General features: G+C 38.7%; 14 protein-coding genes. 2 read left to right on the forward strand and 12 right to left on the reverse strand.

Annotation, left to right across the window (positions count from 1 at the left end):
* From U9R83_RS19975 to U9R83_RS20020, 10 genes are all read right to left on the reverse strand, one after another.
* Entirely contained in the window at nucleotides 1-843 is an 843-nt protein-coding gene (locus U9R83_RS19975) for an ATP-binding cassette domain-containing protein (protein ID WP_115654787.1), read from the reverse strand.
* Nucleotides 844-962: 119 nt separating this feature from the next.
* Nucleotides 963-1472 carry a GNAT family N-acetyltransferase gene (locus U9R83_RS19980; RefSeq protein WP_014458570.1) on the reverse strand — a complete coding sequence of 170 codons (510 nt, stop codon included), beginning with the start codon at nucleotides 1470-1472 and terminating at the stop codon, nucleotides 963-965.
* Nucleotides 1473-1507: 35 nt separating this feature from the next.
* On the reverse strand, nucleotides 1508-2713 hold the full coding sequence (locus U9R83_RS19985; protein WP_208732930.1) for a TolB family protein: 1206 nt from the start codon (nucleotides 2711-2713) through the stop codon (nucleotides 1508-1510).
* 349 nt (nucleotides 2714-3062) lie between these two features.
* On the reverse strand, nucleotides 3063-3881 hold the full coding sequence (yidC, locus tag U9R83_RS19990) for a membrane protein insertase YidC (protein WP_014458568.1): 819 nt from the start codon (nucleotides 3879-3881) through the stop codon (nucleotides 3063-3065).
* A gap of 505 nt (nucleotides 3882-4386) precedes the next feature.
* Nucleotides 4387-5766, reverse strand: a complete 1380-nt coding sequence (locus U9R83_RS19995; RefSeq protein WP_028415103.1) for a sucrose-specific PTS transporter subunit IIBC — start codon at nucleotides 5764-5766, stop codon at nucleotides 4387-4389.
* Between the two features lie 178 nt (nucleotides 5767-5944).
* On the reverse strand, nucleotides 5945-6772 hold the full coding sequence (locus U9R83_RS20000; protein ID WP_116739481.1) for a PRD domain-containing protein: 828 nt from the start codon (nucleotides 6770-6772) through the stop codon (nucleotides 5945-5947).
* 37 nt (nucleotides 6773-6809) lie between these two features.
* On the reverse strand, nucleotides 6810-7307 hold the full coding sequence (locus tag U9R83_RS20005) for a PTS sugar transporter subunit IIA (RefSeq protein ID WP_013084668.1): 498 nt from the start codon (nucleotides 7305-7307) through the stop codon (nucleotides 6810-6812).
* A 254-nt stretch (nucleotides 7308-7561) separates the two neighbouring features.
* Nucleotides 7562-8188, reverse strand: coding sequence for an FMN-dependent NADH-azoreductase (locus tag U9R83_RS20010; protein ID WP_014458563.1), 627 nt, complete (start codon nucleotides 8186-8188; stop codon nucleotides 7562-7564).
* 140 nt (nucleotides 8189-8328) lie between these two features.
* Nucleotides 8329-8889: a transporter gene (locus U9R83_RS20015; RefSeq protein ID WP_442956757.1), complete on the reverse strand. Its 561-nt coding sequence runs from the start codon at nucleotides 8887-8889 to the stop codon at nucleotides 8329-8331.
* Between the two features lie 194 nt (nucleotides 8890-9083).
* Nucleotides 9084-9629: a hypothetical protein gene (locus U9R83_RS20020; protein ID WP_014458561.1), complete on the reverse strand. Its 546-nt coding sequence runs from the start codon at nucleotides 9627-9629 to the stop codon at nucleotides 9084-9086.
* Between the two features lie 688 nt (nucleotides 9630-10317).
* Between U9R83_RS20020 and U9R83_RS20025 the strand changes: the two genes are divergently transcribed.
* On the forward strand, nucleotides 10318-11484 hold the full coding sequence (locus tag U9R83_RS20025) for an FtsW/RodA/SpoVE family cell cycle protein (protein ID WP_014458560.1): 1167 nt from the start codon (nucleotides 10318-10320) through the stop codon (nucleotides 11482-11484).
* Between the two features lie 244 nt (nucleotides 11485-11728).
* Here the strand turns inward: U9R83_RS20025 and U9R83_RS20030 are convergent, their stop codons facing one another.
* Together U9R83_RS20030 and deoD are read right to left on the reverse strand one after the other, a co-directional pair.
* Nucleotides 11729-13177, reverse strand: a complete 1449-nt coding sequence (locus U9R83_RS20030) for a SulP family inorganic anion transporter (protein ID WP_014458559.1) — start codon at nucleotides 13175-13177, stop codon at nucleotides 11729-11731.
* A 218-nt stretch (nucleotides 13178-13395) separates the two neighbouring features.
* Nucleotides 13396-14100 carry a purine-nucleoside phosphorylase gene (deoD, locus tag U9R83_RS20035; protein ID WP_013058711.1) on the reverse strand — a complete coding sequence of 235 codons (705 nt, stop codon included), beginning with the start codon at nucleotides 14098-14100 and terminating at the stop codon, nucleotides 13396-13398.
* 194 nt (nucleotides 14101-14294) lie between these two features.
* Here deoD and U9R83_RS20040 point away from each other — a divergent pair, with 194 nt between their 5' ends.
* Nucleotides 14295-14447: a hypothetical protein gene (locus U9R83_RS20040; RefSeq protein WP_182421327.1), complete on the forward strand. Its 153-nt coding sequence runs from the start codon at nucleotides 14295-14297 to the stop codon at nucleotides 14445-14447.
* The last annotated feature ends 25 nt before the right edge of the window (nucleotides 14448-14472 follow it).

Genomic DNA, 14472 nt, shown 5'->3' on the forward strand with positions numbered 1-14472 from the left:
TTAAATTTCTTCCCTTTCCATATGATATAGCTTTACAACTTCACCTTGAACAGCAAGTAATTCTGCAAGAAACTCGTTTACATATTTTTTATCTATATAAAAAATCCAGTAGTTTCCGTGCTGTTCAATTTTCGTGCACTTTTCTTTTAATAAACGAAGTGGCTTATTAAGAATGACATTTGCTTCAATAACCGTTAAATGCTCAATGAGTTGAACGCGCTCATTTTTTAAAATGCGCTGTGAGCCAATGGTGATAACACGATCCGCTACAGCATGTATGAGCCTTTCTTCATGACACGTAAATACAATGGTCATTCCTCGTTCTTTTAGCTTTGTAAAAATCCGTTCTACTTCTAGCTGAGCACGAGCATCTAATCCTGATAGAGGTTCATCAAGCAATAGCAGCTTAGAAGAACTCAGCAGTGCTTGCATCATGTTGACTTTTTGCTTCATTCCTTTTGAAAAAGAAATGATTTCTTCATGTCTAAACTCCACCATTTCGAAAGTTTCGAGCAGCTCTTCAATTCTAGCGCTGCGCTTTTTCTTAGACAATCCTTGAATTCGTCCCATGTGCTGCAAATAACCTGCTAGCGTAAAACGCAGCTCTTGAGGAAATTGTTCCACCACAAATCCAGGCGTACCGGTTTCTTTATGAAGGTGAATTGTCCCTTTAGTGGGTTTGGATAATCCACCAATTAGCTTTAAAAACGTACTTTTTCCCGCACCGTTTTTTCCAACAATCGCGACAGTCTCTCCTTTATAAAGGGTCGTATGAATGTTTTCTAATACGGTATGTTTTTTGTATACTTTTGCAACATTTTTTAATTCAATCAGTTTTTCCATCCGCTGCCTCGCCTCTCCATAATCCTATATGTTAAATCATAGCATATTTATGGGGAATGTGCTTCCATCTCTATACGTTTCAGCTAAATTTTTCCCGCACAAAAAAGCCTTTGATATGATCAAAGGCTTTTCATAGACAATACCATATGCTCTTCATCGATAAATTCACCATCTACTTGAAGAGCTCTTTTTTCGTACGCATAAGAAGTAAAACCGAGGCTTTTGTATAGGGCTTTTGCTCCTTCATTTTTGGCAGCGACGGCCAGGTAGATTTGCAGAACATTCGTTTTGGAAAAAGCTTGTTCAACAGCCGTTTTTAACAGCTTCTTTCCAAGACCTTTCCCCCTTGCTTCAGGGGCTACGTACATCCCCCAAATATCTCCTTTATGCTGAACTTTTAAAGGCTTTTGCTGCTGAAACCCCACGATCCCCACAAGCTGTTTTTCCATAAAAGCTCCTACTACAAATCCTGATTGGCTGGTTGGAAAATAATTTCGGATATCAGCAATTTCTTTTTCATATTCTTCTTCATAACTTAAAATAAAACTTTCGGGATGATCTTTTAAAGCACGAAGACGGAGTTCAAAGTACACGTCAGCGTCTTCTTTTACCAACAATCGTATATTCATTTTTTCACCTTAGTTTCTTATGTTTTAATTAGCTATTAAGGGCTGTACACGCTAAATACTTCATTCCACCGATACAGCTCATAATAATTTCCCGGCAGGTCTAAGCCTGAAATAAGTACCTTATCATTTTTCGTATCTTTTAAGCGCGTTAAAAGATTTGCTTGTTTTCGATTTGTACGAATCCACATCGTTTGATTCGTTGCTTTATGATAAACAGGCGCATAATCTCCTAAGCCTTTTTGTGGAAATGTGAACTGACTTTGCTTATTGGTCTTTACGTTCATGCTATACAAAAAAGGCAGTGGCCTCTTTTTTTCATCATTCGACCACCCTGCTTCGGGCACACGCGAAATGATGATGTTATCTTTTTCTGTCCAAGTAAAATCCCAATCTGCGAAGCCTTTTGGAGTAAACACATGTTCTTTAAAAACCGGCATCTCTTTTAAAGTGAACTTTTTATTTTCAGTGGCGAACCTTCCTTCCCCATTAATAAATGCCAGTACTTGCTCCTCATTACTCCACTTAAACCAATTAGGTACATTAAGCATATCTCCCACTACTTGAAAAGCTTTCCCTTCTTTTGTAATGATGCACAGCTTATTTGCATCTGCAGACATCGAAGCCGTTGGAATAGCAATAAAACTAATCCATTGACCGTTAGGAGACCATTTGAAGCTGCTTGTTGTATACGCAAAAAATGAATCATTTTCTGCTGGCAGCGTCGTAAAAGCCTCCACTTTTTTTACGTCTAACCCTGCATATTTGCTCACTGTATATAGCTTTACCGGTCCCCATCCCGTGGGCGCTAGCGCAGCAGCTGACGTAATTAAAAATCGATCTCCTTCTGGAAACCATGAAAACTGATCAACTCCTACGGCTACACGCTTCTTTTCATGTGTTTTAACGTTGTAATATACTAAGATTCCATTCGAAATATACGCAAGTTCCTCAGCAACCGGTGACCATTGATAATGAGTCACATCATGTTCAATAAGTAGCGGTTTTCCTTTTAACGGTGCAATCATTAAAGAATCATTTTCTGCATAAGCAACCGTATCTCCATGCGATGACCATTGAGGCATGGAGGCATGACGGGCATAAGATAACTGCCTTTCGGTACCGTTATCATATACCCATAGGTTTCCTTGCCGTATAAAACTGACTTTCACTGTATTGGCAGCATTTATTTGCATAGGGAACAACATAAGGAAAAGCAGACATAACGCTATTTTTTTCACCATGTTCACTCCTGTCTTTTTTTATAGCGTTACACAAATCTCCTCATCTCATCACATTTTTGAAAAAATAAAAGAAGTTGAGACATAACGACATGAATTTAATCGAAAAACGAACAAATGGGATACATGAGCTGAACCTCTTGTAACACCGCAGTTGACTTCCATGCAAGACTCCAATCAACTGCTAGAAGCAGCGAAATAGCTGAAATCTCCGTTCACCATAACAAAAAAAATAAACCACTAATCAAATATTTTGATCAATGGTTTGTTTTTTACTTGAGCTAAACTACTTTTGTCCCAGCCTCTTTAAAAAAAATAAAAAAGCGCAGCTATTCGCTGCGCTTTTGGTCTATTATGATTTTGATTTAGATTTTGGTGACGGTTTTGTTTTAGCCTGTGCTGCATTGTTAGCCGCATCTTTTTCTTTTAATAAACTCATACGTTTTTTCAAGTAGTAGCCTTGTCCAATTCCGAATAAGTTACCGATTACCCAATATAATGCAAGAGCAGATGGAAGTGAAATTCCCGCTACTAAGATGAAGATTGGCATAATGTTCATCATCATTTTCATTGGAGGTTGAATTTCATCCGTCATACTTACACGAATTTGTAAGAATGTCGTAATCGCTGCAACTACCGGTAAAATGAAGTAAGGATCTGGCTTTCCTAAACTTACCCATAAGAATGAATGCTGCGCAATTTCATGCGTTCTTGCAATAGCATTATAAAATGCGATAATAATAGGCATTTGAATAAAGATTGGCAAACATCCGCCAACCGGATTAATTTTATGCGTTTGGTAAAGCTGCATCATTTCTTTTTGCTGCTTTTGCTGTGTTTCAGGATCTTTTTTACCAGCATATTTCTTTTGAATCTTTTCCATCTCTGGACGAAGTGCTTGCATAGCCATCGTGCTCTTTTGCTGTTTTAAAATAAGCGGCAATAGAACTAAACGAATGATAACCGTCGCAATAATAATAGACAGACCATAGCTTCCGCCTGCCCACTCAGCAATTTTCGTTAATGCCATAGATAAAGGGTAAACAAAATAGTGATCCCAGAATCCGCCGCTTGTAGCCGTGACCGGTGTTTTTGTACTGCTACAGCCGGCTAGAGCTAAAAGAAGCGCTCCCATTAAACCAAGCAATAATAATTTTTTATTTCTTTTCATATTCTTTCCTCCTAATAATGACTAAATGTATGAAGTGTTTTTCAGAAGGAAAGGATCTTCTTCATCATTGTTCTTCTCTTTAACTGGTGTTTTTCTATACACATGTATAAATACATTTCGTCTTTTCCATATTGTTAATACTGAAGGATCAATCCCTGCATTCACATGGTCGGTGACAGGTTCCGCATGAAAAGCCGTAAACCTAGCTTCACGAAGCATATAATAACAGAGGATGTATAAAACGAAAGCAGATAAATACGGCGCATATAGAAAAAGATCGTGATAAAATTCCATGTGCCAGCTCTCTTTCTGACTATAATAGTACAATCCAATATATGTAGTGTAGCATTTACGTTCCTGTTACACAACATCAACTTATCTCTTTGGCTGTTCTACGTATTACTTTTTAAAAAGTTTCATATTTAAGACACAAAATTTGCTCACCATAAAATATGATGAGCAAATCTAATACCCTTCTCTATTCTCGTATGCTTACCGCTGGTTCTCAGTCTTCTTTTAGTTTCATGAACCACGTAACGCCAAATGCTACACCTACAGAAATAATCATACCGATGATATAGTGAATTAAATTGCTCATACCAAGCGGTGCAGCAATGGCCATCATTGGAATACCTGTGAGTCCGTAGGCGTTAGCTACTACGTGCATAAGTACCACGTAGCCTCCCCCCGCTGCTCCGCCTATAGCTGCAGCAATAAATGGCTTGCGAAGTCTTAAGTTGACCCCAAAAATAATCGGTTCTGTAATTCCTAAGAAGGAAGAAATAGCAGCTGGAATCGCAATTTTTTTCGTTTTGGCATTTTTCGTTTTAAAATAAACAGCCAGCCCTGCTCCTCCCTGCGCCACATTCGCACAGGCCCAAATAGGAAGTAAGAAGTTAACGCCAATCTTCGGATTAGCAAGCAGTCCTGCTTCAATAGCATGAAAACTATGCTGCAAGCCTGTTAATACAATGGTTGAATATAAGCCACCAAACAAAATTCCTGCAAACACTCCGGCTACATCGTATAGAGACTGAAGGCTGATCGAAATTAAATCTCCAATATAGCGACCGAAAGGACCAATAAACACAAGTGACACAAAGCCTGTAATAATAACAGTTAAAAAAGGCGTAACAAGTAAATCAACCGAATTCGGCACAATTTTCCGGAGTCCCTTTTCAATTTTGCTCATGACGTAGATAGCCAATAAAATCGGAACGACCGTACCTTGATAGCCAATCAGTGGAATACTTAAGCCAAACAAATCCATATATTCTGGCTTAGCATCTGCTAGTGTCCACGGATTTAATAGCATCGGATGCGTTAAGATCCCTCCGATAACCGCTCCAAGATAAGGGTTCGAACCAAATTCTTTTGCAGCTGAAAACCCAATTAAAATCGGTAAAATGATAAATGCTGCGCCTGAGAACATATCCAACAACACAAACAACGCGCTATCTTCTGAGACCCAGTGGAACGCTTTCATCATTCCGAGCAGCCCCATTAGTAAACCACTGGCTACAATGGCTGGAATAATCGGAACAAAAATATTGGAAAGCATGCGGGCAAAGCGAGCAAATGGGTTCATTTTCTTCTTCATTTCTTCTTGATGATCCACTGGAGCAGCAGCCTCTTCAGCGCCTAATTCTTTAACAAAAGCAGCGTGAATTTTATTAACGAGACCGGTTCCAAAAATGATTTGAAACTGTCCTGAATTTGAAAAAGCCCCTTTTACATCTTCTATTTCATCTAAACCTTTTTGATCGATTTTGCTTTCATCTCGAATAACGAGGCGTAAACGCGTAGCACAGTGCTGCGCACTAGCAATATTTTCTTTTCCTCCTAAAAGCGGAACAAGTTTTTTAGCAATTTCTTTTACATCCATCTTACTTCCTCCTTTTTGTATGTCATAAAAAAAGCAAGACCTAAAATACGCTTATAAAAGACATAGTTGTCCTGCATGCGCATTCTAGGTCTTGCCTGCTTTACCAGTCACAATCCCGATTATTCAATTAATACGCTTTCATTGTACTCAAAGCAGCAATATTCGTCAATGTTTTTTTCTATATTCTTTGCTCTATTCGGCAAATGTGAAGCGTGATGTAGCCTAACTCCGCTTCTGGAAAATTAATGTCGTACTCATCTTTGACAAATTGCTTTATCGTTTCAGCACATTGATACGATTTTTTATATTTGACTTTTAATACGTCGAGCATCTCTTCATCCATCTCATGAAAAGGTTCATTTTGCGCTAAACGATTTAACGCAAAGCGCAAGTGAGTCAGCAGACGCTGATAGGACATGCTGTTTTCATCAATCTCCATATTCAGCTCTTTTTTTATAATCGTAACCATTTCATTAATAATCGTTGTATTCATCATGAGCTGCTGCATTCCCGGCGAATTCAGTTTCGCTGTATGAATATGAAGCGCAATATATCCAGCTTCATCAATCGGCATCGTGATATCTAGTCTCTTTTTGATATGCTGAAGAGCCCATACTCCTATTGCATACTCAGGCTGATAGAGAGACTTAATTTCATTTAGCAATTTATTTTGGATGGAAATGCCGCGAGCTATCCTTTCGACAGCAAAGGATAAATGATCGCTCAAAGCAATATGCACATGATGACTTAGCGTAGCAGAGAGCTGCTGCTCAGCATACGAAATGATTTCTTCAGCCACTTGAATATGCTCTTCAGGAAGGTTTGTTAATAGTTCTTGAAACTTTTCCTGTTCTTCTTTCATGACAAAAACTTTCTCCACTTTCGCAGCATTAATAAGATCATTTTTACCTTTTTGAAAAGCGATGCCGGGACCCATCGCAATCTTTTCAACTCCGCCTTCCTTAAAGACAACGGCGTTGTTATTTAACACTTTTAAAATCTTCAAATGCGCTCTCCTTTCTTAAAGGAAAAGGCCTTGCTTATTACTTCATCGTTACTTTTGCACAAGCCGTTTCGCCTTTTTGAACCGTCCCTTGAGCCAAAATCTCGAAACTTTCACTTGCATCACTATTTGTAATAACAATTGGTGTGATAATGCTTTTCGCTTTTTCTTGAATAAGCGCTAAATCAAATGTGATAAGAGGTGTTCCTACACTTACTTTGTCACCTTGTGCCACGTGAGCTTCGAATCCTTCGCCTTCCATTGCCACTGTTTCAAGGCCGATATGTATTAATACTTCTGTACCGGCTTCTGTTTTTAAGCCTACCGCGTGTTTCGTATGGAAAAGCTGAACGACTTCCCCAGCAACAGGTGAAACAACTTGTCCCTCTGAAGGTTCGATTGCAAAACCGTCTCCCATCATCTTCTGTGCAAACACCGGATCTGGCACTTCGCTGATTGGCAGGATATTACCTGAAAGCGGAGCTAGAACGGTTGTTTCTTTTGATTTTGTCTTATTACCAAATAATTTTTTAAACATCTCAATCACCCTTTTTTAGATTGTACTTGTAGCATACCCCAATGATTCTGCAGAAAAACTTCCCCTATCCCGTGTTACGTTAACATGGTCATTATTTAACCATGCTTTTTTTGTCTTGTAAATAAAAATGTATGAGCGCTTTTATGAGAAGCACGTTCCCTATGCTGCACTTTATGTAACCCTTTACACATTTTCTGAAGGAAGGATATTGAATTTTAAACCTAAAAAAAAGCCCTTTTAAAGGGCTTTTGACATTAGAACGTTGAAGCAACTTCTTTTGCTTTTTCAGATGCTTTTGCTAGAATATTGTCTGCTTCTGCTGGCGTGTAAGCCATGCCTTCTGCAACAACCAGTTGGAAATCTTGAACACCAATGAATCCCATTACTGTACGTAAATAGCTTTGAGTAAATTCTAGCTCTGCCGCAGGGCCTTCTGAATACACGCCTCCACGAGCTTCTAGTAATACTACCTTTTTATCTGAAGCTAATCCTACTGGACCATTTTCAGTATATTTAAACGTTTTTCCTGCAATTAAAATGTTATCAATATATGCTTTCATTAGTGGAGGGAAGCTTAAGTTCCACATTGGAGCTGAGAAAATAACTTTGTCAGCTTGTAAAAACTGCTCTACTAATTCACCCATACGCGTTACTTTTTCTAACTCAACAGCTGATAATTCTTCACCAGCTCCAGCTTTTCCCCATGCTGCTAAAACATCTCCATCAATGAATGGAACTGTTTCTTTATACAGATCAAGCGTTGTCACTGTATCAGTCGGGTTTGCTGTTTTATACTCATCTAAGAAAACCTGTGCTAAACGAGTTGAAAATGATGCTTCATCAACCTGCGGATTTACTTTTACATATAATACATTTGCCATAAATGTCATCTCCTAAAAAGTGTCTATTATCATCAGTTCGAGATATTACTAAACAAATTATCTTTAATTCGAGATTTATTATATAACGCCATTTTTTATGCGTCAACCTTTTCGCACAAAAAAACTCCGCAAGCGGAGTTTTATATACATTGAAATTCTCGAATTTGATTTACATCTACCCCTGCATACACCCAGAAAGATCCTGTCCAGCGATATCCTGCAACTGAGCGTCTGCCTACAAAGGTTGGGTAAAACCAGTAAGGTCGACCATTTCTCGGCCATATATAGGTGTATCGGTATAAGCATCCTGAAATAGCGCCTGGATCAACAGCATAAAGCGATGGACCTCCTGAACCTAGCTTTGGTGTAGGTGTAAAAGCTGGCGGCGGACTTGAAGGTGGCTGCGCCCCTCCCTGCGGCGGAAACCCTTGGCCCCCTCCTCCAGGTGGTGGCGGTGGAAAGCCTTGACCTCCTCCTCCAGGTGGCGGCGGCGGAAAGCCCTGACCTCCTCCTCCAGGTGGAAACGATGGAAAGCCTTGACCTCCTCCAGGTGGAAACGATGGAAAGCCTTGGCCTCCTCCTCCAGGTGGAAACGATGGAAAGCCTTGGCCTCCTCCTCCAGGTGGAAACGATGGAAAGCCTTGGCCTCCTCCTCCAGGTGGAAACGATGGAAAGCCTTGACCTCCTCCAGGTGGAAACAAATTTTGAAAACGTGGATCGTATTGATATGGATACATACGCACTCCCCCTTTATAATGCTTGCTACGTTACAGTATGCATCATAATGAAGATAGGTGAATGTCTACTTTTACCTTCTATAGACTAATGGAACGATGTCAAACTTGGTGAGCTTAAAGGAGGCTTACCCGAAGAAATAATAAATCCAACACGGAAACTACTTGCGTGTTGGATCTGCTTGCGGAAAATATTTTTCAATAAAATTATACAGCCAAAATACGGTAATCAAAATAGGCGCTATCAGAAAAGGATGTTGAACCCACATTTTCACCAGTACCTTTTCAAATGACGGAATCGATTTTAACACTTGAAATAACGAGCTTCCGCTAAAAATAACGCTCGTTCCTATCAATAAAAAAGACAGCGAGTTAAATTGATCTATCCACATACTCATAGAGATATAAAAACTAACACCGGTTCCTATGCCCCCCATTATTCCGCTTAAAATACTTTTTACCGAAAAAGGAATCCCCACAAACCATCCGGCTCCTAGTCCTGCACACCCTGCTAAAATGCTAGAAAAAAGCAGCGGCTGCTCAAGCCAGAGACATGCATTCACTCCAACCACTAAGGTAACATGTATTCCTACGTGAAGGGAAATTCTTTTGCCAACAGGCTCTGAAACATAATGATGGTAGCGCCCGCTATAAAAAATTGTCCACCATAATAATAAAAATGCTGTCAAACTTGCCCCTATAATCATAAACACACCTCTCTACGTTATGATTCTATTAATCTCTATCTATTATTTTCCTAATATCCTGTGTCTTTTATTCGATAATCTATCCGTATATCTTCCATACGTTCGTTCATCAGCAAGAAAGTAGAATATAATTGTATTCTTATCTCAACTGTTTACTCGTAGGGGTGCTAAGAAGTTGAATGTCTGCATGTAGAAAAAGATAGTGTAGAACACTTTCTCTTACCTTTACTATTATTCATATGTATAGCTTGCTAGATTTAGTCCTCGCAGTTTAGAATTTTTCAGTCGTTCATATGAAACTATTTGCCCCTTTCTTTCGTTATATATATACACGTTTCTTTATCTTTTCACGTGCAAAAAAAGATAAATTCCTATAGTATGTTTTCATATTAACCTTTAAGGAGATAAAGAAGATGAATTGAATAAATCTCTGCCAATAGAGTTTTTAGAAAAAAGAAATTGTTATCATTTCTCCTATTTATGTTATAGAATAATTCATGTATAATAAAAGGCTGTATGGTAACGCAGCTTGCGACATATCTTTTCTTACTTTTAGCAAGTCTATATTCAAAGTAAAAACTGCAAAGTGAGGTTAGTGCGACTCTTCATTAATCAACTTTGCACTAAAAACAGCATTTTTCTTTTATCATAAAGAAAGAATGAGATTTAATAGTGACAGGTGAATAATATGGGTGAAAATCAAAGAAATGTTAGTAGATTTGACTGGAATTTGGCTTTCCTAATCTTCCTATTGTTTTGCGTAAGCGTCGTGGCAATTCATAGTGCTGAAAAAATTGGGCAGTATGATAAAAACTTCGTAGCGCAACAAGTTGTTTTTTATATTATTGGAATGGTGATTATAGGATTTGTCATGCGTTTTGACTCCGATCAGCTTCAAAAGCTAACGTGGGTTTTTTATGGATTTGGGAACTTTTTATTGCTTCTTTTACTAGTGGCTCCGTCAAGTATTGCCAGAGAAATTAACGGGGCAAAAAGTTGGTTCACACTTCCCGGCTTCTCATTACAGCCATCAGAGTTTATGAAAGTGTTTTTGATTATCACACTGAGTACGGTCATTGTGAAGCACAATGAAAAATATCGTATCCGAACAGTAAGAGAAGACTTTTTACTGCTTGGTAAACTGGGCGCTGTACTTGCTTTACCTTTATTGCTAATCATGCAGCAGCCTGACTTAGGGACCGCTCTTGTTTTCTTAGCAATCACCGTTGGACTCGTATTTGTTTCAGGCGTAAGCTGGAAAATCATTGCACCTGCATTTTTAGGCATTACAGCAGTTGGCTCTGTCATTTTGGGACTTGTTGTTTATGCACCTAACTTATTGGAAAAGTATCTAGGGGTTAAGCAATACCAATTTGGACGTATTTACTCTTGGCTGGATCCTGAGTCGTACAGTTCCGGAGAGGGTTATCATTTAAAGAAATCGTTAGATGCGATTGGCTCAGGAATGGTAAACGGTAAAGGAATCGGAAATGGAGTTGTCTATTTGCCAGAGGGACAGACGGACTTTATTTTTGCGGTTATTGGAGAAGAGTTTGGCTTTATCGGCGCCAGCATTGTAATCAGTCTTTTCTTCGTACTCGTTTATTACTTGATCAAGCTAGGTCTTGAAACAAAAAATGAATTTAATTCTTATTTATGTGTAGGCGTTATTTCAATGCTTACGTTCCACGTATTCCAAAATATCGGTATGACCATTCAAGTCTTGCCTATTACCGGAATTCCACTTCCTTTTATTTCATATGGAGGAAGTTCACTGATGGGGAACATGTTTGCAATGGGTCTGATGTTTGGAATCTCATGGCATCACAAACGCTATATGTTTGGAAATGATTAAAGGGAGACGAGGGTCTCTCTTTTTTCTTTTGCCTACCTATTAAGCATGTTACAATAAAGAAAACGCTTTCTGATTCTGTTTTAAAAGGAGTAGATATGCATGCTTGATTACCAATATCGGCGCAAAGCCTATGCTATTTTGTTAAAACAGACATCTGTACCTTCATCTACATCTTCTTTTTTCACCCGGCTTATACAGCTACTAAAACGAAATGTATAATAAAAGGTGTGCGACTGCACACCTTTTATTTGCTCGACAGCGATGTTAATCCAATTTGCTTTACGATTTTTTTACTGTCTTCATTTAGCCCTTTTACAACAACCTTTTTATTTAATCTCTCGTATTTATCCACAATTTTTGAAATCCCAATTACGGCTGATTGATCCCATATATGAGAAGAGCTAAAATCAATAATGATCGTATCCGGATCTGTTTCATACTCAAATTCATCCATAAAGAAGCTGATGGTAGCAAAAAATAATTGCCCTGAAACCCTGTATTGTTTTGTATTGCCTTCTACTTGTGAAGTTGTTTTAATTTTAGCCATCTTCCAGCCAAATGCAATAGCACTTAAAACAATACCGACCATTACCCCTAGTGCTAAGTTATGTGTAAACAAGACAACAACGACCGTAACAATCATTACAATAGCATCCGACAGCGGATATTTTGTTAAGTCTTTCAGGGACTGCCAATCAAATGTACCGGCAGCTACCATAAACATGACCCCTACAAGAGCAGCCATTGGAATTTGTTTAACAACATCGCCAAGCACCATAATTAAGAACAATAAAAAGACTCCGGCCACTAAGGTAGATAACCTTCCACGTCCCCCTGATTTTACATTAATCATAGATTGTCCAATCATGGCACAGCCAGCCATTCCTCCAAAGAAACCTGTTACAATATTAGCAATGCCTTGACCGCGCGCTTCTTTATTTTTATTCGAAGGCGTATCTGTAATTTCGTCCAGTACCGTTGCCGTTAGCATAGATTCAAGTAGGCCTACAATCGCCAAAGGAAGCGAATAAGGTAAAATGATGAGCAGTGTCTCCACTGATAAATCAACCTTTGGAAAGTGAAGAACCGGCAATGAACGCGTAATATTCCCCATATCTCCTACCGTTTTTAAATCTAAATGAAAGACAATCGCTACAATCGTCATCAAGACAATCGCTATAAGCGGAGATGGTATTGCCTTGGTCATGAGCGGAAATAAATAGACGATGAGCAGCGTTCCGGCTACCATTGCGTACATCATCCAATTTGCTCCTTCAAAATGCGGAAGCTGTGCGGTAAAAATTAAAATACCGAGCGCATTTACAAAGCCAATCATCACTGTTTGAGGAAGAAACGATAAAAACCTTCCCACTTTCAAAACACCGAGTAAAATTTGAATGATTCCGGTTAAAACAGTAGCTGCAAATAAATACTCAATACCGTGATCTTTGACTAAATTGATCATCAATAAAGACATTGCTCCTGTTGCAGCTGAAATCATAGCTGGTCTTCCGCCTGTAAAAGCAATCACAATTGCCATACAAAAAGATGCATACAGGCCAACCATAGGATCGACACCGGCGATAATGGAAAAAGCAAGGGCTTCTGGAATAAGCGCAAGAGCAACTGTCATCCCAGACAAAATGTCTGCTCGAACGTTTGAAAACCACTGCTGTTTAATACTTGCCATCATGATGGTTTATCACCTCTTATGAATTTTTATACGATTTTCGACTTTCACGAAAATCAAAGCCGTTTTTAACGTATCAAATCGTACCATACAATTTCCTATTTGGAAACAATTAATTTTCACAAATAAAAAGACGAGAAGCTTGCTTGCTTCTCGTCTTTTTATTTGTTACGCCGCAGCATTTCGCTGCCATTCAGCAAATAAACAAAATGAAATTATGTTCATTCATTAATTGCTGCTTCAAGCGCAACAACAATCATATCGTTAAACGTCGTTTGACGTTCTTCTGACGTTGTTTCTTCACCAGTGAAGATGTGATCACTTACTGTTAAAACCGATAGAGCATTACGGCCGTATTTAGCGGCTAGCGTATACAGAGCCGTCGTTTCCATTTCAACTGCCAATACGCCGTGAGCTGCTAATTTTTCTAGCTGGCCGTCTTCATTGTAAAATTGATCAGATGTAAATACACTTCCTACTTTTAACTGAAGGCCTTTTTCAACACCTGCATCGTAAGCGCGCTTTAATAAATCAAAGTTAGCTGTCGGTGCATAGTCAATAGGACCAAATTTAACGCGGTTCATTTGTGAATCACTTGACGAAGACATGGCTAAAATAACGTCACGTACTTTTACATCTTTTTGAATTGCTCCGCATGTACCAACGCGAATTAGATTTTGAACACCATATTCATTCATTAATTCATTTACATAAATAGCAATTGATGGTACACCCATTCCTGTTCCTTGAACAGAAACGCGCTTTCCTTTATATGTTCCTGTAAATCCAAGCATACCGCGCACTTCGTTATAGCAAGTTACATCTTCTAAAAACGTTTCTGCAATGTATTTTGCACGAAGTGGATCACCTGGAAGTAAAATCGTTTCTGCAATATCACCTTGTTTTGCCCCAATATGTACGCTCATTTCGTACCTCCTATATGTAAAAAATCTTACGCTTTCACTATACCATATTGTATACCTTACATGTCTATTTACTTCTAACATTATGCGTCAAAAATAAAAAGACATACTGCCCAAAAAATGGCTTAGTATGTCTTTTTATATAAGGGTACGCTAATAGCGCAAGGGATTTACTAATGTTAGCTGAGGTGATACGTATGGGGAAAAAACATCGCAACCGAATTAATTCGCCTAAAAAGAATAATCACATTCCAAAAGAAGCAATTATAGCAGAACATGAAGCCCATGGAGATGAATATTCAGCAAGAAACCGAAAAAATGGCCCTGGCCATCATACTCGTGATTACTAAGGGTCAACATATAAATAAAAAGCGG

This window comes from Priestia sp. LL-8 (assembly GCF_036227845.1).
GTDB lineage: Bacteria > Bacillota > Bacilli > Bacillales > Bacillaceae_H > Priestia > Priestia zanthoxyli.